Source organism: Micromonospora sp. WMMC250 (assembly GCF_027460215.1).
Lineage (GTDB): Bacteria > Actinomycetota > Actinomycetes > Mycobacteriales > Micromonosporaceae > Micromonospora > Micromonospora taraxaci.
Genome location: NZ_JAPZBJ010000002.1, coordinates 3,964,112 through 3,990,892, shown reverse-complemented (window position 1 = coordinate 3,990,892; position 26,781 = coordinate 3,964,112). Strand labels below are relative to the sequence as shown.

Sequence of the window (26,781 nt, the reverse complement as noted above, 5' to 3'; positions counted from 1 at the left end):
GTCGTGACCGCTGCCGATTACGCCGAACAGCTCAAGGAACTCGACGCGACCCTGCGAAACATCGAGGCCGTCCTCAACATCGACCGGCTCCACGAGGACAAGGCCCGCCTCGAGCAGGAGGCCTCCGCCCCCGATCTCTGGGACGACCAGGCCAAGGCTCAGCAGGTGACCTCGCAGCTGTCGTACGTCAACGGCGAGATCAGCAAGCTGGGCACCCTCCGCTCCAGCCTCGACGACGCCCAGGTGCTGCTGGAGCTCGCCGAGGCCGAGTCCGACCCGGGCGTGCTGACCGAGGTCGAGTCGGAGATCACCGGGTTGACCAAGGCCATCCAGGAGATGGAGGTCCGCACCCTGCTCTCCGGTGAGTACGACTCCCGGGAGGCGCTGGTCGCCATCCGCGCCGGTGCCGGTGGCGTGGACGCCGCCGACTTCGCCGAGATGCTGCTGCGGATGTACCTGCGCTGGGCGGAGCGGCACGGTTACCCGACCGAGGTCTACGAGACCTCGTACGCCGAGGAGGCGGGCCTGAAGTCGGCCACCTTCGCGGTGAAGGTGCCGTACGCGTTCGGCACGCTCAGTGTCGAGTCGGGCACCCACCGCCTGGTCCGGATCAGCCCGTTCGACAACCAGGGCCGCCGGCAGACCAGCTTCGCGGGCGTCGAGGTCCTGCCGGTCACCGAGCAGACCGACCACATCGACATCCCGGAGAACGAGGTACGCGTCGACGTCTACCGTTCCTCCGGTCCTGGTGGGCAGAGCGTCAACACCACCGACTCTGCGGTCCGGCTGACCCACATCCCGACCGGCATCGTGGTGACCTGCCAGAACGAGAAGTCGCAGCTGCAGAACAAGGCCTCCGCGCTGCGGGTGTTGCAGGCCCGGCTGCTGGAGCGCAAGCGCCAGGAGGAGCAGGCCAAGCTCGAAGGTCTCAAGGAGAACGCCGCCGGCTCCTGGGGTGACCAGATGCGCTCCTACGTCCTGCACCCATATCAGATGGTGAAGGATCTCCGAACCGAGCAGGAGACCGGCAATCCGAGCGCCGTCTTCGACGGTGAGTTGGACGGTTTCATCGAGGCGGGCATCCGTTGGCGCAAGCAGCGGCAACTCGCCGACGACGGTGCGTAACCGCGTGTAGGCGCAGCGCGTCATCGATCTCCAGGTGGGAGCCTGATTCGGCGACTCGCGGCGGATCGGCGGGGCGTGGGGCTTGGCTCAGTTGTTACACCGCGTAGACTCACCACCCGTGATTCAGCTTGAGCAAGTGACGAAGACGTACCCGAAGGCGTCCCGGCCTTCGCTCGACAACGTGTCCGTCTCGATCGAGAAGGGCGAGTTCGTCTTCTTCATCGGTCCATCCGGCTCCGGCAAGTCCACGATCATCAAGATGCTGCTGCACGAGGTGGCCCCCAACAAGGGACGCGTCGTCGTCAACGGCAAGGACGTCACGTCGATGCGTTCCTGGAAGCGACCCCACTTCCGGCGCTCGATCGGCTGTGTCTTCCAGGACTTCCGGCTGCTGCCGAACCGCACCGCCTACGAGAACGTGGCGTTCGCCCTCGAGGTGATCGGCAAGACGAAGGCGGTCGCCCGCCGGGTCGTGCCGGAGGTTCTGGAGCTGGTCGGGCTCGGTGGCAAGGAGCACCGTTACCCGCATGAGCTCTCCGGTGGTGAGCAGCAGCGTGTCGCGGTCGCCCGGGCGTTCGTGAACCGTCCGCTGATCCTGCTGGCGGACGAGCCCACCGGAAACCTGGACCCGGACACCTCAATCGAGATCATGCGTCTGCTGGACCGGATCAACCGCACCGGCACGACCGTCGTGATGGTCACCCACGACTCCAACATCGTGAACCAGATGCGCCGCCGCGTCGTCGAGATCGAGAGCGGTCGCATCGTGCGTGACCAGGCCCGCGGCGTCTACGGGTGAGCCGACGCTCCACCCTTGCCCAGCCTGACGACGAACACCTCATGCCGGAGACCCGGAGGAAATCCCGATGCGCGTGAAATACGTCCTGTCCGAGGTACTGGTCGGACTGTGGCGCAACGTGACCATGTCCATCGCGATGATCATCACGATGGCGGTCTCGCTGACCATGCTCGGCGCCAGCGGTCTCATGTACCGCCAGGTCGACGACATGAAGGACCTCTACTTCAAGAACATCCAGGTCGCGATCTTCCTGAACCAGGAGGTGAGCGAGCAGGAGCGCACCGATCTGCGGACCAAGCTCGACGGTGACCCCCTGGTGAAGGAGGTCATCTACGTCGACAAGGCCCAGGCGTACGAGCGCTTCAAGACGATGTACCAGGACGCTCCGGATCTGGTGAACGCGGTCAAGCCGGACCAGCTGCCGGAGTCCTTCCGGATCACGTTGAACAACCCGGAGCAGTACAAGAACATCTACGACCAGTACAAGGAGACCGGGGGCGTCGACGAGATCGTCGACCAGAGCAAACTGCTCGACAAGATCTTCAACATCCTCACGTCGATCCAGAACATCGCCCTGGCCGCCGCCATCGTGATGGCGATCGCCGCCCTGCTGCTTGTCGCGAACACCATTCAGGTGGCCGCGTACAGCAAGCGGCGTGAGGTCGCGGTCATGAAGCTGGTCGGCGCGTCCAACTGGTTCATCCAGGCGCCGTTCGTGCTGGAGGCCGTGGTGGCCGGCCTGATCGGCTCGCTGCTCGGTCTGGTCGCCCTGATCGCGGCGAAGTATCTGCTCTTCGACGGCTCGTTGAGCGCGTTGCAGGGTCTGCTCTCGCCGATCACCTGGGGCGACATCCTGTTCATCTTCCCGCTGATGGCCGGTGTCGGTGGTCTGGTCAGTGCGGGCACCGCCTGGATCACCCTGCGCTTCTACCTGCGGGTCTAGGCACCGTACGGGTCGTCCCGTCGTCTCCTTAAGGACCCTCCCGCAGCCGGAAATAAACGGCGCGGGAGGGTCCTTGTGCTTCGGGTAGCATGATCGGTTGTCCGGCCGGGGTGAGCCCGGCCACGGACGCCGGAGAGGGGGTGGCACCGATGCCACGGGAAAAGGGGCGCAAGGTGGTCGCCTCCAACAAGAAGGCGCGCCACGACTACGCCATCCTGGACACCTACGAGGCGGGCATGGCGCTGACCGGCACCGAGGTCAAATCGCTGCGGGCTGGTCGCGCGTCGCTCGTCGACGCCTTCGCGCAGGAGCGCGACGGCGAGTTGTACCTGCACGCCATGCACATCCCGGAGTACACCCAGGGCACCTGGACCAACCACGAGCCCCGGCGTACGCGCAAGCTGCTGCTCAACCGGGGTGAGATCGACAAGCTCGTCGGCAAGACCCGCGAGGGTGGTCTGACGATCGTCCCGTTGCAGGTCTACTTCTCCGACGGCTGGGCCAAGGTCGAGATCGCCCTGGCCAAGGGCAAGAAGGCGTACGACAAGCGTCAGGACCTCGCCAAGCGGGACGCGGACCGGGAGATCGCCCGGGTGTCCGGTCGCCGGGGCAAGGGCATGGACGACTGATTCATCCTGTTTGTCCGGGTCGGCGCGCCGGCCCAGGGCTCGGGATGAAAGCTGTTGCGGCAGGCGTTAGTCTTGTCAGTGCCGCCACATCGGTGGCCTGTCGAGGGGGTGACTGGTTTCGACTTCGTACGCAGCGACAGGGGAAGCGAGCCGAGGAAGCCGACGTCGTCTCGAGAATCGATCGTCGGAAACTTATAAGCGCCGATAACACTCGCGCTGACTTCGCTCTCGCCGCCTGAGGCGAGTAGCTAAGTCTGTCGGCCTGGGAACGCCTTCGTCCCAGTAGCCGGCATCAGCTAGAAGGCTGGCCAATCGGACCCGGTCGCGGGGTCCGTGCGGCGAGATCAATCAGCGACTGGGCCCGTCACACCAACTTGCTCGCGTGAGCGGTGGGGCCGAGTAGAGGCACAGCGAGCTGCGCTCGGAGAAGCCCTGACAAACCGGCGAAGGACCCGGGTTCGATTCCCGGCACCTCCACCACCTCGAGCGAAGCGCCCCGGCCCACCAGCCGGGGCGCTTCGTCGTGTCGAGGTCTTACGCTGCCTGCTGTGACCCACCAGGAGCTGCGCCTGTCGGTAGGCGCGTCACCCGCCCAGCGCACCGTGGCGGTGCTGTCCGGCGTCTTCGTCGCGACCCTCGGCGTGGCGTTCGTGGCGCTGCCCCTGCTCGCCGGCGGACTGCTGCGTCGGCTGACCGGCCCGGGGGACGCGTTCGCCTCCTACGAGGAGGCCCGCGACCTGCCGCCGGGAATGCTGCCGCCCGCGCTGAGGGACTCCGCCGGCGGCGCGGACCAGTCCGGTCAGGTCCCGGTGCTCGGGCTGTGCGGCCTGCCGTTCGTCCTGCTCGGCGTCTACCTCGTGCTGCGGGTGCTCCGCACCGCCGCGTGGCTGGACGGCAGCCGGGTACGGGTCCGGAGCGCGTTCCGTACCCGTTCCGTCGACCTCGCCACCGCCCGGATCGACGCCGACGGGGTGTCGCATCGCGGGGACGATGCCCCGATGGTCGGGCAGCGGCTGCGCTCCGCCGCCGTCGTCGCCGTCGACCGGTCGGGCGCGCCGCGCGTCGTCATCCCGCTGCGCGGTATGGGTCTGGACAGCCTGCCCCCGTCCGAGCTGCGCGCGTTGGCGGACGCGATCACGACCGGCCGACCGGCCGACGGGCGCGACGACGCCGCGCACGCCGTCGCCGACCACCTGAACCGCCTGGCGACGCACCCTCGCTAGGCCGCCTCCGCCTCGTGACCAGTGACCCCTGGTACGGGTGGGGCTGCTGTGGTGAACGGGGCAGATGAGCCACCGGGCGACCCTGGACAGAGCCCTCCGGTCAGCCTCACCATCGCGATATGGGATAGCAGCTTTCGCGCGGGAGGTGCCATGGTCACCGGTCCGGTCCAGCAGCCGTCACTCGTCGCCCGTCCGCGTGCCGCGCATCCCGTCGATCCCCATCCCATCGGACTACCCGGTGAGCCGCGCCCGGCCGGGCTCGCCGGAGACGTCCACGCGTTCGGCCGGGCCGTCGCCGTCGCCACCACCGAGCCGCGTTGGCGGGAGGAGGTCCTGCTGCGGTTGCGTCCGGTGCGGCAGGGCTTCGCCGAGCACGTCCGGGTCACCGAGGGGCCCGCGGGCCTCTACCGGGAGCTGCTCACCCAGTCGCCGCGGCTGGAGCACGGGGTGCGGTTGCTGACCCGGGAGCACGCGGCGATCGTGGCCGCGCTCCTCGCGGTGCAGCGGATCGCCGAGCAGGCCGAGGTGTCGCCGGACGAGCTACGGCATCGAGCCGGGCACCTGCTGCGGAAGCTGGCCCGGCATCGGCGACGCGGCTCCGACCTGCTCTGGGAGGCCTACCAGACGGATCTGGGTGGCGAAACCTGAACCCCTGCCGGGGAACCGGGTCGTCGGTGGCCGCGTCGAACCGTTCATGCGTCGACCGGCCCTGCTGCTCGTACTCCCGTTGCTTCTGGTGGCGGGCTGTGCCGCGACCGGTGCCGACCCGGCGGGCGACCCGACGCGACCCGCGGAGGCCTTCGACCAGAGGGCGGCCCAGGTCGCCGAGGCGTGGCAGCCCGGAACGGCGTGGCGCACGGGGTACGTGCCGCTGGAGGGGCCGACGGTGCTCACCGGTGACCCGCGCTTCACCCCCGACACCGAGGCGGCGTTCCGGGCTGGCTGGTACCGGACGCAGGTTCCGATGTACCCCACCAGGGTCGGCGGCGAGATCCGGTTCCCGGACGGTCGGCTGACGCTGCCGTTGGTCAGCGCCGCCGAGGCGTACCGCCAGCTCGACCAGGGTGACCCGTTGCCGTGCCCGGGGCGACCGAAGCGGCCCGGCCTGCCGACCCCCGGCGGCCCCACCGTCGAGCCCGGCCCGGACGGTTGGACCACCAGCTCGACGCAGACCGCCTGCCTGTCGCTCACCGTCACCGGGGTCACCCTCGGCGCCGTGCCGGTCCGCACGAGCCGGGGTGAGGCGCAGGTCCCGGCCTGGCTGTTCGACGTCGAGGAGCTGGCCACCCCGGTGGCCCAGCTCGCCGTCGCGCCCACTGCGGTGGGTCGGGTGCCCGAGCCCACCGCGCCGACCGGGCCGCTGCCGGCCGGGCTGGTGGCCGCCCAGAATCTCGCGGCGGTCGACGGCGCCCGCGTGACAGTGCGGCTCGGCGTCGGTGCCTGCGACACCGGGATCACCCCGCTGGTGTGGGAACGGCCGGACGTCGTGGTGGTCGGTGGCCGCGTCACCCGGGCCGCCGGCGAGTGCATCGACGTGTTGAAGGTGGAGCCGGTCACTGTCACCCTCGCGACGCCGCTGGGCGCCCGGCCGGTGCTCGACGTGTCCACCGGCGCTCCACTGTCGATGGCGCCGCGCTGAGCGGCCGGGCTCAGAGGATGCTGGGCACGTCGGTGCTGATCGGTACGGGCAGCACTGTGGGTCGGTCGGCGCGCAGTCCGGTGGTGAGCGCGACGCCGAGCTGCTCGGGGGTCTCCACCACCTCCGTCGCGCAGCCGTAGCCGGCCGCGATCGCCACGATGTCCAACCCCGGCAGATCCAGGCCGGGCACCCCGGGAGTGTCCTTCAGCTCGGCGAACGCCTTGAGGATCGCGTACTGCTGGTTGACCGGGACGACGACCACCACCGGCAGCGCGAGGCGCGCGGCGGTCCACAGCGCCTGCACCGAGTAGTGGAACGAGCCGTCGCCGATCACCGCGACCACCGGTCGCTGACGCCCGGCGTCCCGTTCGGCGAGGGCCACGCCGATCGCGGCCGGCAGGCCGTAGCCGAGGCCTCCGCTGGCCATCGTGAAGTACGACGCCGGGCGGTTGACCTTCAGTTGGCGGCGCAGCGCGGACAGGTTGGAGGGTGACTCCTGGACCAGTACGCCGTCCGCCGGCCAGTGCGCCGCCAGCGCGGCGAACAGGGCGTCGGCGCTCAGCGGGACGGTGATCTCGGGCGCTGCCGGCGCTTCCCGGGGCGCGGGCGGTGGCCGGTCGGCCAGGGGCACCCGTTCGGTCAACGCGGCCAGGGTCAACCCCGGATCGCCGAGGAGGCTGTCCCCGACCGGGGCGCGCGCGGCCTCGTCCGGGTCGTCAGTGACGTGTAGCAGCCGCGCCCCGTCGGGCAGGTGCCCGCCCGGTACGTACGGGTAGTAGCGGAACACCGGAGCGCCGACGACCAGCACGGTGTCGTGCCCACGTAGGGCCTCGGCCAGCGGGCCGATCGCGTACGGCAGCACGCCACGAAAGTGGCTGTGGTCCTCGGGGAACACGGCCCGCTCGGTGGCGGGAGCCGACCAGACCGGTGCGGCCAACCGCTCGGCCAGCGCGACGGCTGTCGACCAGCTTCCGGAGCGGTCCACGCCGGGCCCGAACACCAGCACCGGGTTCTGGCTGTCGGCGAGGACCCGGGCGAAGTCGTCCAACCGATCCGGGTCCGGTGCGAACCGGGTGGCCACCGAACGCGGCGCGGGCGGTGGGTCGGCCGGCTGGGCCCAGTCGTCCATCGGTAGCGAGAGGTAGACCGGCCCGGCGGGTGGTTGCACCGCCGTCGCGTACGCCCGCAGGAACGCAGCGGGGATGTCCTGCGCCCGGGCCGGCTCGTAGGCCCACTTGACGTACGGCTGGGGAAGCTCGGTGGGTCGCCGGTTGGCCAGCCGGGGTTCGAGCAGAAGCATCTCCCGGGTCTGCTGGCCGGCGCTGACGATCAGGGGGGTCTTGTTGTGCCAGGCGGTGACCAGGTTGCCCATGCCGTTGCCGGTGCCCGGGCCGGTGTGCAGGTTGACGTGTGCCGGGATGCCGCTGGCCTGGGCGTACCCGTCGGCCATTGCCACAGCGGTCGCCTCGTGCAGCGCGTGGACGTAGTGGAAGTCGGCGGGGAAGTCGCGGAGGAACGGCTCCTCGGTGGAGCCGGGGTTGCCGAAGACCGTGGTCATGCCGAGGGTGCGAAGCACGTCGTATGTCGCATCCCGGACCGTTGCCATCGCCACCCGCCTCCGTGTCGCGGGCACAGACGACCACTGTCACCCTCCCGATCAGCCGAATCTATCGGGATGTGACGGACCTTTCGGGCGTTTCTGCACCGACGGTGGCCAAGAGCATCGATCACCAGGAAGTTCGTCGTCGGAGCTGTCGAATCTCCGTCTCAACTGTCCGATCACCTGCCGGTCAGACCTTAGCCAGCACCGGGGACGCAGGCTATGGTGCCAGGCATGGCGTTGACAGCGCGGCCGATCCCGGCGCACCGGTCGGATCCGGCAGATGACCGATCCCCGGCGCGGGCTCACGGTTGATGGGTGTGTGGGATGCAGGGAGAGGGCCAGGCGATCGGCGGACGAGCGATGGAGTCGATGACCGGGCGACTGCTGGTCGCGACTCCGGCGCTCAAGGACCCGAACTTCGACCGTACGGTGGTGCTGCTGGTCGCCCACGAGCCGGGCGGTGCGCTCGGCGTGGTGCTGAACCGCGCCACTGAGGTGCCGGTGGCCGACGTGCTCGGTGACTGGAGTGACCTGGCACGCCATCCGGCGGTGCTGTTCGAGGGTGGCCCGGTGCAGCCCGACTCGGCCATCTGTCTCGCCCGCATGCGACACCCGATGCGTCGGCTCAAGGGCTTCCACCAGGTCTCCGGAGCGGTTGGCACGATCGACCTCTCGGTCGATCCGGAGCGGCTGCGGGAGGGCATCGGCGGCATCCGGGTCTTCGCCGGCTACTCGGGCTGGGGTGGGGGCCAGTTGGAGCAGGAGATCGCCGACGGGTCCTGGTTCGTGCTGGACGCGCTCCCGGGCGACGCCTTCGTCGACCGACCCGACGACCTGTGGCCGATGGTGCTACGCCGGCAGGGCGGAATGATGGCTGCCGTCGCCCACTTCCCCCCGGACGTGGCGCTCAACTGACCCGGCACGGCGGGGGTACCCCGCGAGATGACCATGCCGGCCGGTCTGTGTATAGTTTCCCAGTGCCCGGGCGACCGGGACGACAGCAAGGGGCCGTGGCGCAGCTGGTAGCGCACCACACTGGCAGTGTGGGGGTCAGGGGTTCGAGTCCCCTCGGCTCCACCCTTGTTTTTGCAGGTCAGCGGCCTGGTCGGATCACCGACCAGGCCGCTGTCTGTTTTCCTAAGCGGCGACCCGAGGCGGGATCGTCGGTAGGCGGACGGTGAAGGTCGCCCCGGCGCCCGGTCGGCTGTCGGTGGAGATCGTCCCGCCGTGGCTGGTCACCACCTCGCGCAGGAGGGCCAGGCCCAGACCGAAGCGCCGGTCTTTGGCCCCGGCGCCGCGGTGGAAGCGGTCGAAGAGGCGTGTCGCGTCGGCGGGGTCGAAGCCGGCTCCGCTGTCCGTGACCACCAGGTCCGCGTCGCGGCGGGAGGTGCGCAGGGTGACGTCGATGCGGCCGCCGGACGGGGTGTGGGTGAGGGCGTTGGCGAGCAGTTCGCCGACCACGCGGCGCAGGGCCGAGGCGACGCCGGGGACCAGGACCGGGGTGTCCGGGACGGTCAGGTGTACCTGGACGCCCTGCTCGGCGGCGCGGTCGGCCTCGCAGTCGACGGCCTCGGCAGCGAGGCGGGCCAGGTTGACGGGCTCGGAGGGTTGCTGTTCGGCCGGGGTGGCGGCGAGGCGGGCGGAGAGCAGCAGTTCGTCGACGATCTCGCCGAGGCGTCGGGTGGTCTCGATCAGCCGGTCGTAGTCGGCGCGGTCGGTGCCGGCGCGGCGGGCCAGGATCTGGGCGCGGGTGTGGACGTGAGCGATGGGGGTGCGCAACTCGTGGCTGGCGTCGGCGACGAAGCGGCGTTGCCGGCTGAGCGCCTCGGCGAGCGGTGCCACCGCTCGGCGGCCCACGACGACGCCCGTGAGTACCGCCGCCGCGAGGCCGACCATCGCGGCGAGGAGGAAGGCGGCGAGCAGGTGACGTCGGTCGGAGAGCTGGAAGCGGGCGTCGAACACCGCTTGCACCACGCCAGTGCCGCGCGGCTGGGTGCGGACGTAGTAGGTGGTGCCGTTGCGGTCGACCCGGTCGCTGCGAGCCTGGCGGTCGAGGGCCACCGCGTCGATGGCGGACCGCAGTGGGAAACCGGGGGGTGGCGGGTTGCGGCCCGAGTCGATGGTGCCGCCGTCGTACAGGATGATCCAGTTGCAGCCCGGCGGGCCGTCGATGGTGCCGTGGACCGCCCCGTAGCTGAGCTCTCGTTCGATCTGTCCGTGCTGACTGTGCAGCAGTGCGACGTAGGAGATGGCGGCACCCAGGGCGAGCAAAGCCGTGACGGTGAGCCCGACGAGCATGCTGACCCGCACCCGGGCCCGGCGCAGCATGGTGTCCTCGAAGCTCACAGCGTCCCCAGCCGGTAGCCGAGGCCGTGCACGGTCCGGATCACCGAGCGACCGAGCTTGCGCCGCAGGTAGTAGACGTACGTGTCGACCAGGGACGCCGCGGCCGCCTCGTCGAAGACCCGGCTGCGTAGCTCAGTTCGGGAGTGGACGGTGTGGGGTCGGGCCGCGAGTACGCGCAGCAGCTCGAACTCGCGTGCGGACAGGGCGATCCGGGTGCCGTCGGGCAGGACGACGTCGCGCACGGAGAGGTCGAGCTGGCCGGCCCCGAGCCGCAGCACCTCGGTCGACTCGGAGGTCCGGCGGCAGAGTGCCCGGATACGGGCGCTCAGCTCGTCCAGGTCGAAGGGTTTCGTCAGGTAGTCGTCGGCGCCCGCGTCGAGGCCGGCGATCCGGTCCTGGACGGTACCGAGCGCGGTCAGCAGCAGCGCCCGGGCGACCACCGCCCGGGAGCGCAGCCGGACGACCAGGTCCAGCCCGTCGAGGGCGGGGAGCAGCCGGTCGATCACCATCACGTCGTACGGCCGGGTGAGCCCCAGGTGGAGGCCGCGCTGGCCGTCGGGGGCCTGGTCGACGACGTATCCCTCGTCGGCCAGGGCCTCAGCCACCATCCCGCGTAGCTCCGAGTCGTCCTCGACGAGCAGGAGTCGAGTCATACAAGGATGGTGACATAGATAACACTCTATGTGTTGTGAAACTTGTCTCCTCAAACAATAAATCTACGGGGTTCCGGCGGGAACGAGCGGCGGCGTAGAAGCGGGAGCGCGTGCCTCGCGCCGCTCGATCCAACTGATCAGCGGTGTCGTCATGAGGGTCGTGACGAGCGCGACCAGCACCAGCACGGTGAAGAGCGACGAGTTCACGACGCCGGCCTCCAACCCCACGTTCAACGCGATCAGCTGCATCAGGCCGCGGGCGTTCATGAGGGCGCCGACGCGCAGCGCGACGGGGTTCGGCTCGCCCATCAGGCGGGCCGCACCCCAGCAGGCGCCGAACTTGCCGACGATCGCCACTGCCACGCACGCGATGGCGAAGAGGAGCACGGCCGGGTTGCCCAGCAACGCGAACTCGGTGCGCAGCCCGGAGAAGGTGAAGAACAGCGGCAGGAACACCGTCGCGGCGATCGGCGTCAGCGTGTCCACCACCTTGTCGGTCTGGGCGGAGTGCGGCATCACCACACCGACCGCGAAGGCGCCGAAGACCGCGTAGAGCCCGATCTCGTCGGTGTACCAGGCGACCAGGAAGAGCAGCGCCACGGTGCCGAGCAGCCGCGCCCGGTCGCCCGGAAGCCCCATGACATAACCGGTCACCCGCCGCCCACCGAGCCACAACGCCAGCGCGAACAGCACCGCGCCACCCGCGGTGACGAAGGCCGGACCGGCGGCGCCCGAGGCGAACGCCAGCACCACGGCCAGCATGATCCACGCGACCGCGTCGTCGATCGCGCCGCTGGCCAGGGCGAGCAGCCCGAAGCGGGTGCCCGCGAGGCCACGCTCGGTGATGATGCGGGCGAGCATGGGGAAGGCCGTGATGGCCAGCGCCACACCGACGAACGCCGCTGACACACCGAGCGACACGCCCTCCGCGTGGATCGGGACGAACCCCGCCATGCCCAGGACCAGCAGGACCCCCAGCAGCAGCGGGACGGTGACTCCCGCCAGCGACACCGCCCCCGCGGTGCCCGCGAGTCTGGTCACCCGGTGCGAGGTGAAGGCGTACCCGGCCTGGAACATGAACAGCACCAGACCGACCTGGCCCACCACGTACAGGATCGGCAGCAGCGGCGCGGGGAACAGCGCGGCCTGCGCGCCCGGCCACAGCAGGCCCAGCAGCGACGGGCCGAGCAGCACCCCGGCGAGCATCTCGCTCACCACGGGGGGCTGACCCACCCTGCCGAGAAGCCAGGAGACCAGCTTGCAGAAGAGCAGAATGACCGCGACCGCGATGAAGAACCGCGGGGCGAGTTCGGTGGGGGTCACGCGCCTGCCTCCTCGAAGAATCGGGTGCACAACTTCTGTCGCCGGGCGTCGACGACCATCCAGGTGCCGCAGACGAGCTGCTTGACCGACCGCCCCACGTCGAAGACCCGGTCGCGCTGCCGCATGAGGGCGAGCCGCTCGCGGCCGGGACCGGCGAGACCCCGCGGCGTCAGGTACGCGGGACCGCGACTCGGCAGCGAGCGGGTGTGCGCCGCGGACGAGCTGACCGAGAACCGCCGCAGCACCTCCCGTGTCGCCGCCCGCAGTTGGACGGGGGCTGTGCCACGCGCCGGGCAGGCCCGGTTGGCGGTGACGCCGTACGGGATGAAGTGCGCGTCCTGCCGACGCAGCGACAGCCAGCGGTCCGGGTCGAACTCGTCGTCGGCTGCGGGACCGGTGCGCTGGTAGGCCAGGTAGTTGAAGAGCAGCACCGATCCGGTGGGGAGGACGTGATCGCCCACGGAGATGGGCCCGGAGGTGATCCGGTGCGCGATACCGAACAGCGGGTACACCCGGAGCGTCTCGTCGATGACCCGGTCGAGAGAGCCGTCCGACGTGTCCTCGACGGACCGGGCGCACAGCAGGATGTGCGTCATGGCCTCCGACATCTGCACCACGGCCGTGTTGAAGAACGCGCCCTGGAGGTACCAGGCGGTCTCCAGGGCGGTGAAGGGCGGCGGCAGCACGACCGGGCAGGTCCCCGCGTCGATCCGGTCCAGCAGGTAGCGCGTCAGGCGGTCCCGTCGGGACATGTGCCGCAGACTCATCCCCTTCAGCGCGGTGACCACGTCGTCCGCGTTCGCGACGATGAGCTCCCGCACGTCGCGCGGGCAGGATCCGCCGAACACCAGCTCGTACGAGACCTCGGCCCAGATCGGCATCATCAGGTCCCGTAGCCGCACATGACTGGTCCGGCGGGTGGGGAGCGTGTCGAGGATCCGCCGGGTCGCGGCAGTCGCCAGTTCGTCGGAGCGCGCGTGCGGGACGGCCAGCACCTGACGTGTCGTCCGCGCGACCGTTCGGTAGGACTCACCGGGCTCCAGGTGCTCCTGGTGCATCTGCGGACCGGGGGCGAGCCAGTACCAGAACAGGTCCGACAGCCCGGCCCCGCGGCTGCGTCCGTCGGCGGCCGGATCGCTGTACACCCGCTCGAAGTCCTCCGGCCCCACCAGCGGCCCGGGGACGGGAATGCCCTCGGTACCGTTCACCCGCTCGAAGATCCACTCGCGGAGGGCGACCACCGTCCTCACCGGGTCACCACCTGGTCGGGCGTCAGATCGGCCGGCCGCCGCGCTCCGGTCAGGGCGAGGGCCTGATCCAGCTCGGTGGTGAGTCGTTCGAGCGCTTCCCGTACGCCCACCGCCCCGCCCGCCGCGAGCCCTCGCACCACCGGACGCCCCACCAGCACCGCCCGCGCCCCGAGAGCAAGCGCGATCACCACGTCGGTGCCGCGGCGCACACCCCCGTCGAGCAGTACCGGGATCTGCCCATCCACTGCCGCCACGACCGTGGGCAGCGCGTCGAGCGTGGGAATCGCCCCGTCGAGCTGACGTCCGCCGTGATTGGACACGACCACACCGGCGGCACCGTGCTCCACCGCGAGGCGGGCATCCGCGGGATGCAGGATGCCCTTGAGCAGGATCGGCAGCCCCGTGACGCCGCGCAGCCAGGCGATCCGGTCCCACCCCGCCGTCGCGTCCATCGCGATCGGGCGCACCCGGCCCGTCGCGTCGCGCATGTTCTCGCAGGCGTAGCCGGGCGGCAGGTCCGTGAAGCCGTTGCGCAGGTCACGCTCGCGCCGTCCGAACACCGGGGAGTCGACTGTCACCACGAGCGCCCGGCAGCCCGCCGACTCGGCGCGCTTGACCACGTACTCGGTGAAGTCGAGGTCGGGTTGCGGGTACAGCTGGAACCACAGCGTCCCGCCCGCCGCCGCGATCTCCTCGACCGGCTGGGTGGCGGCCATGCTCACCACCAGCGCGGTGCCGGCCGCCGCGGCCCCCCGGGCGGTGGCCGTCTCGCCGTCGGGGTGCGCGAGTCGATGGAAGGCCGTCGGTGCGACCAGGACCGGGGCCGCGAGCGACGTGCCGGCCACCGTGGTCCGCAGGTCCCGCTCACCGGTCGCCCGCAGCACCCGTGGCACGATCCACCGCCGCTCGAAGGCCTGCTCGTTGGCGGCCATGGTGCGTTCCCGCCCGGCGCCGCCCTCGAAGAAGTCCTGGTGGACCGGGTCCATCTCAGCCCTCGACGCCAGAGAGGCAGCGCCCCAGGAACTCCTGTAGCGGCCGCACGTGGACCTCGGGCCGGTCCCACCGGTTCTCCAGGTTCTCGGCGAGGTGGTGCGTACTGATCACCCGGCCCGCGCTGTGGAAACGGACGACCGGGTGCAGGTACGCCGCATCGTGCGCCTGCCCCACGACGTCCTGGGCCACGCGGGACACGGTGATGTCGAACGGGTCTACCTGGTCGTGGTCGGGGCCGTACTCCAGGGTGATCACGAATGCCCGGTCGTAGTCGTGCTCGGCGGTGCGCAGGCCGGTCGACACGAAGTAGTCCACCGGCACCTCCTCGTGATAGCGGGCCTCTCCTCCGGCGACGGTGAGCACGTCGGCGAGGAACCCGAACTGCTGCCACAGCGCGGAGGTGCGGTTGACCCGCTCGATGACCGCCGCGGCCATGGCCGCCGGATCGGCGGCGAGCCTGGTGGACGGCCAGTCCGTGGCGTCGTACCGGCGGGAGAGGACCCTGTGCAGCGCGCGCACCGCGTAGCGGAAGCCGTGCACGAAACCGCTGGTGGACTTCTTGAAGTCGCGCACCTGCGAGATCGTCCCGGCGAAGAACAGGCCGGGCACGTTCACCGACTCCCACTCCTCGGTCTGTGCCGGGAAGCGGTCGGAGATGGTGAGCTGTGGCCGCGCCGAGGCGTCGAAGATCGAGTCGTCGAAACGGAATCCCGTGCACGCCAACACCCGGTCGTAGTGCAGTTCCTTCACGACCTCGTTGGCCCTGGAGAAGCTGAACGCGACCTTGTAGCCCGTACCGTCGCGCTCGATGCTCTTGATCGTGCCGTCGAGGATCGCGTTTGCCGACTTGAGCTGATAGGTGTCGAGGAAGTTGTTGTTGACCGCGCGCAGGTGTCCGACGTAATGGGTGCGCCACGCCATCCGGACGGAGCTGGGCCCCGCCACGTGGATCAGCGTCGTGGTTTCCATGAGGTTCTCGGCGGTCTCGAAGGCGGAGTTGCCCTTGCCGATGATCAGCACCTTCTGGTCGAGATAGTCACGTGGCTCGACGCTCATCACGTCGTACCCCTCGGCCAGCTCGAATCCCGGGATGTCCGGCGAGTAGGTCTTCGAGACGCCGGTGGCGACGATCACCGCGCGGGCCTCCCAGCGCCGGTCGCCGGCCTCGACCGTGAACACGTCGTCGTGTTTGGACACGCGGGTCACCCGGGTGCCGTAACTGACATTGACCCCCGTCTTCGCCGCGAAGTCCGCGAGGTAGCGCACCATCACCTCGGCGTCGGGGAAGTACCGCTCGGTGTACTGCGTGAACAGCAGCGCCGGATCGTCGGTGAGCAGTGAGTTCCAGTCGAGCCGCAGATTCAGCTCGGGGTCGTCGGTGCCCGTGTGCGGCTTGTTGATCGAGATGAGTTGGCGGTGCCGCGGATAGGTGGCGAAGAACGCCCCCGGCCCGTCAGCCCCCTCCAACACCACATAGTCACGCGTGCCGTCGGCCTCGAGCAGGGCGGCGAGCTGAAGACCGGCCGGACCGGCCCCGATGATCAGGTAATCAAGCGTCACGGCGCTCACCGTACGAGCCGGAAATCAGAGAGATTTCAAGCTCTTCCAGAATCGCGACCGCCCTTCGTACGTCTCCGTCGAGCGGTCGGTCCGGGTCGACCGCGGGTATCTCCTCCAAGGCTCGAAGGATCCGGTCACAGCCCACCGCCGTGGGCCGGCGCGCCCCCACGTGCACCGCCTGGCGCAGCCCGAGCCCGAGCGAACCGGTGATCAGGCGCAGCAGCTCCGCCTGGTCCAGGGCGCGGAGAGCGGCTTGCGTGCCGAGCGGGATGACGTCCTGGTTGTGCAGGTTGGTGGGGAGGCTCTGCAGGCTCGCGGGCGCGGTGTCCCGCCTGATCTCGGTGATGAGCGCCGTCGACGCGAGCTGGACGCCCTGCAGCCCGTGCTGTTGCCCCGGCCCCGCCGCGAGCATCGGCGGCAGTCCGCCGTTGCGCCCCGGGTCCACGAGTAGGTCGAGCTGGCGTTCCGCGAGGTTGCCGACCTGGGCGATCACCATGGACAGGACGTCGGCGGCGAACGCAGCGGGTTGGCCGAAGAAGTTGCCGCCGTGCACGACCTTGTCGTCGGCCGGGAAGAACAGCGGGTTGTCGCTCACCCCGCCGAGGTCCGCCGTCACGACACCGTCGACGTAGCGCAGGGCATCCTCGGCCGCTCCGAGTAACTGTGGCGCGCAGCGGATGCTGTAGGGCTCCTGCAACGGTCTGGTGCCGGACCTCTCCAGCCCGGCGGCTGTCGTTCGCATCGCGGCCCCCACCTCGAGGGCACCCCGGTGGCCGTACGCCGCGAGGAGGGCGGGATCGAGGAACTGCGGATCGCAGCCGAGCAGGTCGGCGAGCAGGCAGCTCAGCGTCTGCACCACGCGGTGCGAGGTGCGGACCCGGCCCAGGGCGAGGGCCAGCGCCGCAGTGGTGAGCGAGGTGCCGTTCACCAGCGCCAGCGCGTCCCTGCCGTCGAGCGGCAGCGGCTCCAGGCCGGCCTTCGCCAGGGCCTCGCCGGCGGGCATCCGTACACCGTCCACGTAGGCGTACCCGCGACCGCGCAGCGCCTGAGCGGCGGCACCGAGCGGGATCAGGTCGCCGCTGGCCCCGACCGAGCCGAACCGCGGCATGGCCGGTGTGAACGTCGTGCCGAGCATGGCCGCGAGCGCGTCGATCACGTGCGGCGAGACCCCCGACGCGCCCCGGGCCAGGGACCAGGCGCGGACCAGCAGCGTCGCGCGCACGACATCCGGTGCGAGATCCGGGCCCTGCCCCGCCCCGAGGTGGGCGAGGGTGTTGTCGGCCTGGTCGCGCTGGTCGGCTCGGCCCGCGTACCCGACGAGCGCACCGAACCCGGTGGTGGCACCGTAGATCGCCCGGTCGTCGCCGAGTGCCTTCCCGAGGAATGTGCGGCCGGTCGCCACCCGGTCGCGCACCTCTTCGCCGATCACGACAGTGACCGGGCCCGCTGCGGCGCGCAGGTCGGCGGGGCGCAGCGGTGCTGCCAGATCCACCTCAATCGTCATGGAAGCGGATGCTAGAGACAGCTTCTCAGAGCGTTCTGAAATCGCCTCAGTAAATTGCGCCGTATGACGCACGATTGCCTGATCATCGGAGCCGGGCCGGCAGGTCTACAGCTCGCGGCCCTGCTCGAGCGCGACGGTCACGACTACCTGGTGCTGGAGCGCGGCCCGCGGCCGGGCACATTCTTCGAGACCTATCCCCGGCATCGCCAGCTGATTTCGATCAACAAGGTTTGGACCGGATCGGAGGACCCGGAGTTCAATTTACGGTCGGACTGGAACTCGTTGCTGACCGACGATCCGGTGTTGCTCTTCAAGAACTACAGCACGCGCTACTTTCCGGCCGCGGACGATCTGGTGCGTTATCTCGCCGACTTCGCGCAGGGCCTGCGCGTCCGTTACGACACCCCGGTGACCTCCGTGTCGAAGACCGGTGACGTGTTCACGGTGCGGGCCGGCGACGACGAGTGGACGGCACGGAGACTCGTCGTCGCCACCGGCGTCTCCCAGCTCCACGTGCCGCCGATCGAGGGCGCGGACCTGGCCGAGCGTTACGACACGGTGAGCGTCGACCCCGCCGACTTCGTCAATCAACGCGTGCTGATCATCGGTAAGGGCAACTCGGCCTTCGAGACCGCGGACGCGCTCGTCGAGACCGCCGCGACGATTCACGTCGCCGGGCCGCACTCCATCAAGCTGGCCTGGCAGTCCCATTACGTCGGGCACCTGCGCGCCGTGAACAACAACTTCCTGGACACCTATCAGCTGAAGTCGCAGAACGCCGTCCTGGACGGCACTGTGGAGCAGATCAGCCGGCGGGAGGGCGGTGGGTTCCGGGTGCTCTTCCGGTACGCCCGGACGGTCGAGAATCTGCGCGAGCTCGAGTACGACCGGATCATCCTGTGCACCGGATTCCGCTTCGACGCGTCCATCTTCGCCGAGTCCGCGCGGCCGGAGCTGGTCATCAACGATCGATTCCCGGCGCAGACGCCGGCCTTCGAGTCGGTGAACGTCAGCGGTCTCTACTTCGCCGGCACCCTCAGCCAGCAGCGTGACTTCAAGAAATCCACCAACGGCTTCATCCACGGCTTCCGCTACGCCACCCGCGCCCTGCACCACATCCTGCGCGAGCGGCACCACGGGCAGCCCTGGCCGTCCCGGCAGATCGCCCTGACGCCGGAGGCGATCGCCGACTCGATAATCGCCCGGATCAACGTGACCTCGGCGCTGTGGCAGCAGTTCGCGGTGCTCGGCGACGTCATCACTGTCGAGGGCGACGCCGCCGGCTACCGCGAGGAGATGCCGGTCGCCTACCTGCGGGAAGCGCTGCCGGACGTGTTCGCGTTCCTGGTCACCCTTGAGTACGGCCCCGACCACGACCAGGTCGACCCGTTCGACATCACGGTGCCGCGCCCGGCCGAGAACGACGCGAACGCCGCGCACGACGCCAGCTATCTCCACCCAGTGGTGCGGGTGCTGCGCGACGGGCAGGTCGTCGCCGAGCACCACCTGGCGGAGAACCTGGAGAACACCTGGGACCTGCCGACAGTGCACCGGCAGCCCCTCGAGGTCTTCGTCAAGGGCGTCCTCGCCGATGCCCGCTGACGTCTGGCCGCAGCCCATCCTCGACCTCCTGGCAACCGGCGGGGACCGGCCGGTCTTCGAGGACGGGCCGGTCGTCACGACCGCCTCGGAGATGGCGGGTCTGATCCGGCGCATCACGGCCGGGCTGCGCTCGGCCGGTGCGGGGCCCGGAGTTGGTGTCACGCTCGATCTGCCGGTCACCGCCGCCGCCTTCGCCGCCACCATGGCCGCCTTCGCCGTCGGGGCGCGGGTGTCCGGGTGGCGTGCCGACCTGAGCCCGGCACAACTGTCCGGATCCCTCATCGTCGACGCGGCCCAGCTGGCCTCGCTCGCCGAGCACCCCGACGACGGGCGGCCACTCGTCGCGGCGGGACGGGCCGACGATCCCGCGCGGATCACCTGGACCAGTGGCAGCACGGGAACGCCGAAGGGCGTGGTCCAGACCTATGCGGCCATGTCGGGGGCCTGGGTTCCGTACCCGGAGCGGTGGCCCCCGGCCATCGTCGAACTGGCCACCCGGATGCGGCGCTACCTGGTCTTCGGCTCGCTGGCCAGTCAGGTGATGCTGGAGTACGGCGTCCTCGCCCTCGCGGCGGGCGGCACCCTCGTCGTGGCACCCCGGCCGGTCTTCCCGGACGCCCTGGTCGAACACCGGGCCACGGCGAGCGTGATCACCGTCGGCAAGCTGCACCAGCTGATCCGGGACCAGCGCGCCAACAGGGTGGACCTGCGTCACCTGGGGGCGCTGATGGTCTCCGGGTCGCCGCTCGCGCCGGGCCGACTCGCGGAGGCCCTCGACGTGCTGGGCCCGGTGATCTTCCACGGCTACGGGCAGACCGAAACGTCGATGATCGCCATGGTGACCCCCGCCGAGATGCTGACCAACCCGGCCACGCTCGCCACTGTCGGCCGTCCGGCAGTGGACGTCTCCATCCGCCAGGGCGAGATCTACGTCCGCACACCCACGCAGGCGTCCTCGTACTGGCAGGACCCGGACGAGTCGGCCGAGGTGTTCGTGGACGGTTGGGTGCGTACCCGTGACCTGGGCGAGCTCGACGCGGACGGATACCTGCGGCTGCTCGGGCGCGCCCGGGACGTGATCATCGTCAACGCGCAGCTGGTCCATGCCGGACCGGTGGAGCGGGCGCTCGCCGCCGACGCCGCGGTCGGCGAGGCGTACGTCGTCGGGTGCCCGGACGAGATGACCGGCGAGGCCGTACACGCCTTCGTGGTGCCGGTGGCCGGGAGGACGCCCGATCCGGACGTGTTGCGCAAGCTCGTGGCGGCACAGGTGAACGACCTCGCGGTGCCCCGGACCGTCACCGTCGTCGACCGGGTTCCGCTCGCGCCGAGCGGCAAACCGGACAAGAGGCGACTCGCGCAGCTCCGTGGCGAGCCGTGACGTCCGGTCGACATGCGAACCGCCCTGACCGGAAGACCCGGTCAGGGCGGTTGTCGACTGTATGTCCGGTGCGGGCCGGGGTCAGCCCTGGCGGCTCTTCCACTGCGGGTTGGCGCGGTTCACCACGACCGTCCGGCCGCGACGGCGGACCACCACCGAACCCGGCTTCTGCTTCAGCGCACGCAACGAGCTACGTACCTTCATCTCTGCCTCCTCGGTGCAAGCGGTTCCGAGTATCGAAACGCCACGCCCACCCCGGGGATTCCCGCCCTCTACGCTGATGGCTGACGATGCGTGGGGAGGTGCCAGAGTGTGGCCCGGGGCCTTTGTGACTGTGGTCTACGCGTTCCTCGGTTGGCTCGTGGCGTTCACCGCCCGGGCCGCGCTGCGACCGACGGTGAACAGAGACCGCAGCCCCGGTGTACGGACGCCGGCGACGATGCGCTCCGCGGAGCACTGGCAAGCGGCGCACCAACGGGTCGCCCGCCCCCTGCGCCGCACCGGCATCCTGCTGGCGGTCGTCTCGCCGCTGCCGCTGCTGCTCGGGGCCGCCTTCGGTGATCCGCCGGTGATCGCGGCAGTGCTGGTGCTCGCCCTGCTCGTCGTGCCCTACCTGCTCTATCTGGCCTACCTCGCCGATCGCGCCGCAGCGTCCGTCGACGGGAAACGGTGACCGGAGCCGTCGAACCTTTGCCCCGTGCCGGCCGTACCAGTGGGCGGAGGTCGTCCTCATGTCCGTACGCCGGCTCTTCGCCCTGATGCTCGTCGTCGCCGCGACCGTGCCCCTGACAGCCACGCCCGCCGTCGCCCACGGCGCCCCCACCGACCCGGTCAGCCGGGCGGCGGCCTGCGGACCCGAAGGCCGGTACGCGGCCACCAGCGCCTGCCGGGCGGCCGTGAAGGCGGGCGCGGCGGTGCGCGAATGGGACAACGTGCGCGTCGCCGCCATCAACGGCCGGGACCGGGAACGGATCCCGGACGGTGAGTTGTGCAGCGGTGGGCTGTCCGCGTACCGAGGGCTTGACCTGCCCCGCACCGACTGGCCCAGCACCGAGGTGACCAGCGGCGCGACGTTCACCTTCCGGTACCGGACCACCATCGAGCACCGGGGCACCTTCCGGCTCTACGTCACCACACCGGAATACGACCCCAAGGCCCCGCTGACCTGGTCGGACCTGGAGGTTCGCCCGTTTCTGACGCTGACCGACCCGCCGGTGCGGGCCGGGGCGTACCAGTTGGCGGGCCGACTGCCGGCGGGTCGTACGGGCCGGCACCTGATCTACACGATTTGGCAGAACTCCAGCACCCCGGACACCTACTACTCCTGCTCCGACGTGGTGTTCCGTGGCGCCAAGGCCACCGCCACCCCGTCGAAGGTCACCCCGGCCAAGGTCGCCGCCACGACGAGCGCGCCGCGTACCGCCGCGAGTGAACCGGCGGCCAGCGGCTCGGCGGTGGCGGCAGTGGCGGCCGACCCGGGCGTGCCGGTGGCGTCGGTGACCGATCTCGGCAGCCGATGGCCGGTGCTGGCCGGCGCCGCGGTCGTGCTGGTCCTGCTGCTGCTGTTCGGTGCGAGCCGGCGACGTCGCGGTGCCGCCGCGCCCGCGGGGAGCCGTTGCGAGGTCCGTAATCACCGGGCCGGGCGGCGTCGGATCTGGTGATCCGAGCCGCCCGGAACCTGGCGGTGCTCAGCCCAGGTGCTGCTCGATCTCGGCCAACTCGTCGGCGGTGAAGTCGAGGTTGTCGAGCGCGGCGATGTTCGTCTCCAACTGCTCGACGCTGCTCGCCCCGATGATCAGGCTGGTCATCCGCGGGTCACGCAGCGCCCAGGCCAACGCGAGCTGCGCGAGCGACTGGCCGCGCCGCTCGGCGACCGCGCCGAGCCCACGGATGGTGGCCATCTTCTCGTCGCTCAGGTCGCTCTCGTTGAGGAAGACGCTGGTGCGCACCCGCGAGTCGGCCGGGATGCCACCCAGGTAGCGGTCGGTCAGCAGACCCTGGGCCAGCGGGCTGTACGCGATGCACCCCGCGCCGACCTGCTCCAGCGTGTCGAGTAGGCCGTCGGACTCGGTCCAACGGTTGAGCATGGAGTACGACGGCTGGTTGATCAGCAGCGGCGTACCCAGGTCACGCAGGATCGCGGCGGCCCGCGTGGTCTGCTCGGAGTTGTAGTTCGAGATGCCGACGTAGAGCGCCTTGCCGGAGCGGACGACGGCGTCGAGCGCGCCCATCGTCTCCTCCAGCGGGGTGTCCGGGTCGAACCGGTGCGAGTAGAAGATGTCGACGTAGTCCAACCCCATGCGGCCCAGCGACTGGTCCAACGACGAGATCAGGTTCTTGCGCGAACCCCACTCGCCGTACGGGCCGGGCCACATGAGGTATCCGGCCTTGCTGGAGATGACCAGCTCGTCCCGGTACGACTTCAGGTCGGTGGCGAGCATCCGACCGAAGTTCTCCTCGGCGGAGCCGGGCGGTGGGCCATAGTTGTTGGCCAGGTCGAAGTGGGTCACACCCAGGTCGAAGGCGCGTCGGACGATGTCGCGCTGCCGTTCGAACGGGCGGTCCGGGCCGAAGTTGTGCCAGAGGCCGAGGGACACGGCGGGCAGACGCAGGCCACTACGCCCGCTGCGCCGGTAGGTCATGGAGTCGTAGCGGTCATCCGCGGCGAGGTAGGTCACGATCATGAGCCTAGCTCCGGCAGGTGCTGGCGGGGATAGCGCGTGCGAACCAGGACATCGGGGTAGTTTCGACGCCATGCGTTTCATTGCGCTCGACACTCCCAAACCGCTGTCCAAGATCGGGCTGGGCACCTGGCAGTTCGGTTCGCGCGAATGGGGCTACGGCCGGGAGTTCGAGCAGCAGGCGGCGCAGATCGTCCGGCGGGCCGTGGAACTGGGCGTGACGGTCTTCGACAGCGCGGAGATCTACGGCTTCGGGCGCAGCGAGCGCATCCTCGGCGCGGCCCTCGGCGACGACCGGCCGAAGGTGGTGATCGCGTCCAAGATCCTGCCCGTGCTGCCGGTGGCCGCCGTGGTGCAGCAACGGGCTGTCGCGTCGGCGGCCCGGCTCGGCGTCACCAGCATCGACCTCTACCAGGTGCACTCGCCCAACCCGCTCGTCGCCGACCACACCACCATGCGTGGCATGCGCGTCCTCCAGGACGTCGGGCTGGTCGGCGAGGTCGGCGTGAGCAACTACGGGCTGCGCCGATGGCAGGTCGCCGAGGCGGCGCTCGGCCGCCGGGTGCTCAGCAACCAGGTCCGCTACAGCATGCTGGACCGCGCGCCCGAGCAGGACCTGCTGCCGTACGCGCGGCAGGCCGGCCGGGTGGTCGTCGCGTACAGCCCGCTGGCGCAGGGCTTCCTCTCCGGCCGATACGACGCGAAGAACCCGCCGAACGGCGCGGTCCGGCGGGCCAACCCGTACTTCCTGCCGGAAAACCTGGAACGCGGCGCGGTCCTGATCGACACAGTGCGCCAGGTGGCCGACGCGCACGACGCCACCCCCAGTCAAATCGCGCTGGCCTACCTCCTGCGCCATCCGAACGTGCTGGCCATTCCCGGTGCGTCCGGGGTGGAGCAGATGGAACGCAACGCCGCCGCCGCGGACATCGACCTCGCCGACGACGAGTACGCCGCACTGGTCGAGGCCGCGAAACGCTTCCGCCCCGTCACCGGCCTCGCCGCGATGCCGGCGATGGTGCGTGCCCGGATCGCCAGCCCAACGCGAAAGTGAGCACAGTGGACGACATCACCGCACTGATCCTGGACGACCACGCCGCCTTCCGGCGTGGCTTCGCCCGCCTCGACGACGCCCGCGACGAGCAGGAGATGCTCGCCGTCTGGGACGCCCTCGCCCTGCACCTGGACATCCACGCCGAGGCGGAGGAGGCGATCCTCTACCCGCACCTGGTCAAGCACGGCGACGACGGCGAGGACGAGACCGCCGACGCGATCGGCGACCACAACAAGATCCGGGACGCCATCGCCGAGGCGAAGCTGCACCCCGTCGGCTCGGACGAATGGTGGGCGGCGGTCGGCACGGCCCGCCGAGAGAACAGCGAGCACCTCGCCGAGGAAGAGGACGAGGCGCTGCCCGACTTCCGCCGGCACGCCAGCTTCGAACTCCGCGCCGAGCTGGGGCAACGCTGGCTCACCTTCTACGGCGAGCACAAAAACGGCCGCAACCTGCCGTTCCGCGACAAGGACCCGCAGCAGTACGTCGCCGACCACCGCTGAGATCTCCCCGGCACGGGGGAGTCGCCCAGGCCCACCCCGGCAGCAGAATGACGAGGTGACAGTCCGCTCGGCGCTGACCCCGCTGGTCGCCGGCACGACCTGGCGACGCGGCGTCTTCCTGCTGCTCGGCGGAGTGCTGGCACTGCCGTACGGGGTCCTCGCGGTGACCTTCGCGCAGCTGTTCGCCGACTCGGCGATCCCCCGACCACTGGTCTACGCCCTGCTGGTGATCGCGGCGCTGATCGCCGGGACGCCGTTGCTGCTGGACGGCAGTCGGGCGCTGGAGATCGCCGCCGTGCGGGCTCTGCTCGGCGTGGACCTCCCCGAACCGGTGCCCGGGCACCCAGGCGACCGGGAGACCCGGCTGCGCAGCGCACTCTGGATCGCCACCCACCTCGTCGTCGGCGCGCTGGTGATGATCGCGCTGTTCAGCGCCCTGCCGATGGCGCTCGCGTTCATCGCCCAGCAGTTCGGCATCGGCACCGAACTGATCAGCCGCGAACGGTTCGGGCCGCTGGACGGGCGCGACAGCGGCTGGCTGACAGTGAGCGGGGTGGCCCTGCTGGTCGCACTCGGCTATGCGGTCGCCGGGCTCGGCGCGCTCGCCGGCTCGATGGCGCCGGTGCTGCTCGGGCCGGCCCCGGCGGAGCGGATCGCCGCCCTGGAGAGAGAGGCCCTCCAGCTCGCCGAACGCAACCGGCTGGCCCGGGAGCTGCACGACTCCATCGGCCACGCGTTGACAGTCGCCACCATCCAGGCCGGAGCCGCCCGCGAGGTCCTGCACACCGACCCCGAGTTCGTCCGACGGGCGCTCACCGCCATCGAGGAGACCGGGCGGACCGCCATGGACGAACTGGACCACGTGCTCGGGCTGCTCCGGGAGAGCGGCAACGAACGCCCGGTGGTGGCGCCGCAGCGTACCCTCGCCGACCTGGACCGGTTGGTCACCGACGCCCGCGCTGCCGGGCTGGCGGTGCACGCGCATCGCGTCGGCGACGTGGCGCGAGTCCCTGCGGCCGTCTCCCGGGAGGGTTACCGCATCGTCCAGGAGGGACTGACCAACGCCGCCCGGTACGGCGACGGGCCGGTGACGCTGCGGCTGGACCTGCACCCGGAGGCGCTGGAGTTGGAGCTGGTCAACGCGATGAGCCGACCCGTGTGGACCCCGCTGGGCCACGGCGGTCGCGGTCTGGACGGCATGCGGGAGCGGGTGCTGCTGCTCGGTGGCCGGATCACCGTGGGACCGGACGGCGACCGGTGGCTGATCCGGGCCCGACTGCCCTACGAGGAGACCCGATGACCACCGGCGTGCTCATCGTCGACGACGACGAACTGATCCGGATCGGGCTGCGGGCCATTCTCGACGCGCAGCCCGACCTGAGCGTCCTCGCCGAAGCCGCCGACGGCGCCGAGGTGCCGCCGCTGGTGGCCCGGCACCGGCCCGACGTGGTGCTGATGGACGTGCGGATGCCCGGCATCGACGGCATCCAGGCCACCCGACACCTGCTGGCCACCTCCGCCGACCCGCCCCGGGTGCTGGTCGTCACCACGTTCGCCAACGACGAGTACGTCTACGAGGCGCTGCGTGCCGGTGCCTCCGGCTTCCTGCTCAAACGAGCCCGGCCATCCGAGGTGGTGGAGGCCGTCCGGGTGGTCGCGGCGGGGGAGTCGCTGCTCTTCCCGGCCGCGATCCGCCAGTTGGTCGGCGCGTACGGGCCGGCGGGCGGCGACCGGCTGCGCGCCGCGCGGCTCACCGAACGGGAGGCCGAGGTGCTCCGGTTGATGACCACCGGCAGGTCCAACCCGGAGATCGCCGCGCACCTGGTGGTGGGCGTGGAGACGGTCAAGACGCACGTCGGCAACGTGCTGGCCAAGCTGGGCGCCCGCGACCGCACCCAGGCGGTGATCGCCGCCTACGAGTCCGGCTTCGTCACCCCGTCCGGCTGACGGTTCCCTCGCCCGGGGGAGCG

At 70.5% G+C, this 26,781-nt stretch carries 26 protein-coding genes, 1 tRNA gene and 1 other RNA gene; 18 read left to right on the top strand and 10 right to left on the bottom strand.

Annotation, left to right across the window (positions count from 1 at the left end; all coding sequences use genetic code 11):
• Positions 1-3 precede the first annotated feature (3 nt).
• The 8 genes from prfB (at position 4) to O3438_RS17715 (ending at position 6,358) form a co-directional block, all read left to right on the top strand.
• The gene (gene prfB / locus O3438_RS17750; RefSeq protein WP_269681015.1) at positions 4-1,125 is read left to right on the top strand and encodes a peptide chain release factor 2; all 1,122 of its coding nucleotides are present in this window, start codon (positions 4-6) and stop codon (positions 1,123-1,125) included.
• Between the two features lie 118 nt (positions 1,126-1,243).
• Positions 1,244-1,924, top strand: coding sequence for a cell division ATP-binding protein FtsE (gene ftsE / locus O3438_RS17745; protein ID WP_030331491.1), 681 nt, complete (start codon positions 1,244-1,246; stop codon positions 1,922-1,924).
• Positions 1,925-1,991: 67 nt separating this feature from the next.
• The gene (gene ftsX / locus O3438_RS17740) at positions 1,992-2,867 is read left to right on the top strand and encodes a permease-like cell division protein FtsX (RefSeq protein ID WP_088986216.1); all 876 of its coding nucleotides are present in this window, start codon (positions 1,992-1,994) and stop codon (positions 2,865-2,867) included.
• A 149-nt stretch (positions 2,868-3,016) separates the two neighbouring features.
• The gene (gene smpB / locus O3438_RS17735) at positions 3,017-3,496 is read left to right on the top strand and encodes an SsrA-binding protein SmpB (RefSeq protein ID WP_145786434.1); all 480 of its coding nucleotides are present in this window, start codon (positions 3,017-3,019) and stop codon (positions 3,494-3,496) included.
• 104 nt (positions 3,497-3,600) lie between these two features.
• Positions 3,601-3,976: a transfer-messenger RNA gene (gene ssrA / locus O3438_RS17730) on the top strand.
• A 68-nt stretch (positions 3,977-4,044) separates the two neighbouring features.
• Positions 4,045-4,719 (top strand): hypothetical protein, encoded by a 675-nt coding sequence (locus tag O3438_RS17725; RefSeq protein WP_269681014.1) that lies wholly within the window; start codon positions 4,045-4,047, stop codon positions 4,717-4,719.
• A 150-nt stretch (positions 4,720-4,869) separates the two neighbouring features.
• On the top strand, positions 4,870-5,367 hold the full coding sequence (locus O3438_RS17720; protein WP_269681013.1) for a hypothetical protein: 498 nt from the start codon (positions 4,870-4,872) through the stop codon (positions 5,365-5,367).
• Between the two features lie 46 nt (positions 5,368-5,413).
• Positions 5,414-6,358, top strand: coding sequence for a hypothetical protein (locus O3438_RS17715; RefSeq protein WP_269683669.1), 945 nt, complete (start codon positions 5,414-5,416; stop codon positions 6,356-6,358).
• 10 nt (positions 6,359-6,368) lie between these two features.
• On the opposite strand, the gene mdlC is transcribed toward O3438_RS17715, so the two are convergent.
• On the bottom strand, positions 6,369-7,964 hold the full coding sequence (gene mdlC / locus O3438_RS17710; protein WP_269681012.1) for a benzoylformate decarboxylase: 1,596 nt from the start codon (positions 7,962-7,964) through the stop codon (positions 6,369-6,371).
• A 321-nt stretch (positions 7,965-8,285) separates the two neighbouring features.
• On the opposite strand from mdlC, the gene O3438_RS17705 reads away from it, so the two are divergent.
• Positions 8,286-8,876 (top strand): YqgE/AlgH family protein, encoded by a 591-nt coding sequence (locus O3438_RS17705; protein ID WP_088986211.1) that lies wholly within the window; start codon positions 8,286-8,288, stop codon positions 8,874-8,876.
• 89 nt (positions 8,877-8,965) lie between these two features.
• Positions 8,966-9,038: transfer RNA gene (locus O3438_RS17700), tRNA-Ala, on the top strand.
• Positions 9,039-9,098: 60 nt separating this feature from the next.
• On the opposite strand, the gene O3438_RS17695 is transcribed toward O3438_RS17700, so the two are convergent.
• From O3438_RS17695 to O3438_RS17665, 7 genes are all read right to left on the bottom strand, one after another.
• A complete protein-coding gene (locus O3438_RS17695) occupies positions 9,099-10,307 on the bottom strand; it encodes a sensor histidine kinase (protein WP_269681011.1) in 1,209 nt (402 codons plus the stop codon).
• Complete coding sequence (locus O3438_RS17690; RefSeq protein WP_269681010.1) at positions 10,304-10,960, bottom strand: response regulator transcription factor; 657 nt, start codon at positions 10,958-10,960, stop codon at positions 10,304-10,306. The genes O3438_RS17695 and O3438_RS17690 overlap by 4 nt, the downstream gene beginning before the upstream one ends.
• A gap of 63 nt (positions 10,961-11,023) precedes the next feature.
• Positions 11,024-12,283 (bottom strand): cation:proton antiporter, encoded by a 1,260-nt coding sequence (locus O3438_RS17685; protein WP_269681009.1) that lies wholly within the window; start codon positions 12,281-12,283, stop codon positions 11,024-11,026.
• A complete protein-coding gene (locus O3438_RS17680) occupies positions 12,280-13,533 on the bottom strand; it encodes a cytochrome P450 (RefSeq protein WP_269681008.1) in 1,254 nt (417 codons plus the stop codon). Before O3438_RS17680 ends, O3438_RS17685 begins: the two co-directional genes overlap by 4 nt.
• Positions 13,530-14,519 carry an alpha-hydroxy acid oxidase gene (locus tag O3438_RS17675; RefSeq protein WP_269681007.1) on the bottom strand — a complete coding sequence of 330 codons (990 nt, stop codon included), beginning with the start codon at positions 14,517-14,519 and terminating at the stop codon, positions 13,530-13,532. The genes O3438_RS17680 and O3438_RS17675 overlap by 4 nt, the downstream gene beginning before the upstream one ends.
• Position 14,520: 1 nt before the next feature.
• Positions 14,521-16,086, bottom strand: a complete 1,566-nt coding sequence (locus tag O3438_RS17670) for an NAD(P)-binding domain-containing protein (RefSeq protein ID WP_269681006.1) — start codon at positions 16,084-16,086, stop codon at positions 14,521-14,523.
• Complete coding sequence (locus O3438_RS17665) at positions 16,076-17,590, bottom strand: aromatic amino acid ammonia-lyase (RefSeq protein WP_269681005.1); 1,515 nt, start codon at positions 17,588-17,590, stop codon at positions 16,076-16,078. The genes O3438_RS17670 and O3438_RS17665 overlap by 11 nt, the downstream gene beginning before the upstream one ends.
• A gap of 63 nt (positions 17,591-17,653) precedes the next feature.
• Here O3438_RS17665 and O3438_RS17660 point away from each other — a divergent pair, with 63 nt between their 5' ends.
• Positions 17,654-19,192, top strand: a complete 1,539-nt coding sequence (locus O3438_RS17660; RefSeq protein WP_269681004.1) for an NAD(P)-binding domain-containing protein — start codon at positions 17,654-17,656, stop codon at positions 19,190-19,192.
• Positions 19,182-20,573 (top strand): class I adenylate-forming enzyme family protein, encoded by a 1,392-nt coding sequence (locus O3438_RS17655; RefSeq protein ID WP_269681003.1) that lies wholly within the window; start codon positions 19,182-19,184, stop codon positions 20,571-20,573. The genes O3438_RS17660 and O3438_RS17655 overlap by 11 nt, the downstream gene beginning before the upstream one ends.
• 81 nt (positions 20,574-20,654) lie before the next feature.
• On the opposite strand, the gene O3438_RS17650 is transcribed toward O3438_RS17655, so the two are convergent.
• The gene (locus O3438_RS17650; RefSeq protein WP_030331473.1) at positions 20,655-20,777 is read right to left on the bottom strand and encodes a 50S ribosomal protein L36; all 123 of its coding nucleotides are present in this window, start codon (positions 20,775-20,777) and stop codon (positions 20,655-20,657) included.
• Between the two features lie 124 nt (positions 20,778-20,901).
• Between O3438_RS17650 and O3438_RS17645 the strand changes: the two genes are divergently transcribed.
• Positions 20,902-21,246, top strand: coding sequence for an SdpI family protein (locus O3438_RS17645; protein WP_269681002.1), 345 nt, complete (start codon positions 20,902-20,904; stop codon positions 21,244-21,246).
• 58 nt (positions 21,247-21,304) lie between these two features.
• Positions 21,305-22,234, top strand: coding sequence for a lytic polysaccharide monooxygenase auxiliary activity family 9 protein (locus tag O3438_RS17640; RefSeq protein ID WP_269681001.1), 930 nt, complete (start codon positions 21,305-21,307; stop codon positions 22,232-22,234).
• Between the two features lie 27 nt (positions 22,235-22,261).
• Here the strand turns inward: O3438_RS17640 and mgrA are convergent, their stop codons facing one another.
• The gene (gene mgrA / locus O3438_RS17635; protein WP_269681000.1) at positions 22,262-23,257 is read right to left on the bottom strand and encodes an L-glyceraldehyde 3-phosphate reductase; all 996 of its coding nucleotides are present in this window, start codon (positions 23,255-23,257) and stop codon (positions 22,262-22,264) included.
• 70 nt (positions 23,258-23,327) lie between these two features.
• Here mgrA and O3438_RS17630 point away from each other — a divergent pair, with 70 nt between their 5' ends.
• Genes O3438_RS17630 through O3438_RS17615 form a run of 4 tightly spaced genes read left to right on the top strand, consistent with a single transcriptional unit; the run spans position 23,328 to position 26,758 of the window.
• On the top strand, positions 23,328-24,308 hold the full coding sequence (locus O3438_RS17630) for an aldo/keto reductase (RefSeq protein ID WP_269680999.1): 981 nt from the start codon (positions 23,328-23,330) through the stop codon (positions 24,306-24,308).
• Positions 24,309-24,313: 5 nt separating this feature from the next.
• Positions 24,314-24,811: a hemerythrin domain-containing protein gene (locus O3438_RS17625; RefSeq protein ID WP_167524992.1), complete on the top strand. Its 498-nt coding sequence runs from the start codon at positions 24,314-24,316 to the stop codon at positions 24,809-24,811.
• Positions 24,812-24,866: 55 nt separating this feature from the next.
• Positions 24,867-26,111, top strand: a complete 1,245-nt coding sequence (locus tag O3438_RS17620) for a sensor histidine kinase (protein ID WP_269680998.1) — start codon at positions 24,867-24,869, stop codon at positions 26,109-26,111.
• Complete coding sequence (locus O3438_RS17615; protein ID WP_269680997.1) at positions 26,108-26,758, top strand: response regulator transcription factor; 651 nt, start codon at positions 26,108-26,110, stop codon at positions 26,756-26,758. The genes O3438_RS17620 and O3438_RS17615 overlap by 4 nt, the downstream gene beginning before the upstream one ends.
• The last annotated feature ends 23 nt before the right edge of the window (positions 26,759-26,781 follow it).

Excerpts from the sequence above, each read along its gene's own strand:
- O3438_RS17630 (WP_269680999.1), top strand. The coding sequence starts at position 23,328 with ATGCGTTTCATTGCGCTCGACACTCCCAAACCGCTGTCCAAGATCGGG.
- O3438_RS17655 (WP_269681003.1), top strand. The coding sequence starts at position 19,182 with ATGCCCGCTGACGTCTGGCCGCAGCCCATCCTCGACCTCCTGGCAACC.
- O3438_RS17705 (WP_088986211.1), top strand. The coding sequence starts at position 8,286 with ATGCAGGGAGAGGGCCAGGCGATCGGCGGACGAGCGATGGAGTCGATG.
- O3438_RS17650 (WP_030331473.1), bottom strand. The coding sequence starts at position 20,777 with ATGAAGGTACGTAGCTCGTTGCGTGCGCTGAAGCAGAAGCCGGGTTCG.
- O3438_RS17660 (WP_269681004.1), top strand. The coding sequence starts at position 17,654 with ATGACGCACGATTGCCTGATCATCGGAGCCGGGCCGGCAGGTCTACAG.
- O3438_RS17715 (WP_269683669.1), top strand. The coding sequence starts at position 5,414 with ATGCGTCGACCGGCCCTGCTGCTCGTACTCCCGTTGCTTCTGGTGGCG.
- mdlC (WP_269681012.1), bottom strand. The coding sequence starts at position 7,964 with ATGGCAACGGTCCGGGATGCGACATACGACGTGCTTCGCACCCTCGGC.
- O3438_RS17720 (WP_269681013.1), top strand. The coding sequence starts at position 4,870 with ATGGTCACCGGTCCGGTCCAGCAGCCGTCACTCGTCGCCCGTCCGCGT.
- O3438_RS17640 (WP_269681001.1), top strand. The coding sequence starts at position 21,305 with ATGTCCGTACGCCGGCTCTTCGCCCTGATGCTCGTCGTCGCCGCGACC.
- O3438_RS17665 (WP_269681005.1), bottom strand. The coding sequence starts at position 17,590 with ATGACGATTGAGGTGGATCTGGCAGCACCGCTGCGCCCCGCCGACCTG.
- ftsX (WP_088986216.1), top strand. The coding sequence starts at position 1,992 with ATGCGCGTGAAATACGTCCTGTCCGAGGTACTGGTCGGACTGTGGCGC.
- O3438_RS17615 (WP_269680997.1), top strand. The coding sequence starts at position 26,108 with ATGACCACCGGCGTGCTCATCGTCGACGACGACGAACTGATCCGGATC.
- smpB (WP_145786434.1), top strand. The coding sequence starts at position 3,017 with ATGCCACGGGAAAAGGGGCGCAAGGTGGTCGCCTCCAACAAGAAGGCG.
- O3438_RS17690 (WP_269681010.1), bottom strand. The coding sequence starts at position 10,960 with ATGACTCGACTCCTGCTCGTCGAGGACGACTCGGAGCTACGCGGGATG.
- O3438_RS17675 (WP_269681007.1), bottom strand. The coding sequence starts at position 14,519 with ATGGACCCGGTCCACCAGGACTTCTTCGAGGGCGGCGCCGGGCGGGAA.
- mgrA (WP_269681000.1), bottom strand. The coding sequence starts at position 23,257 with ATGATCGTGACCTACCTCGCCGCGGATGACCGCTACGACTCCATGACC.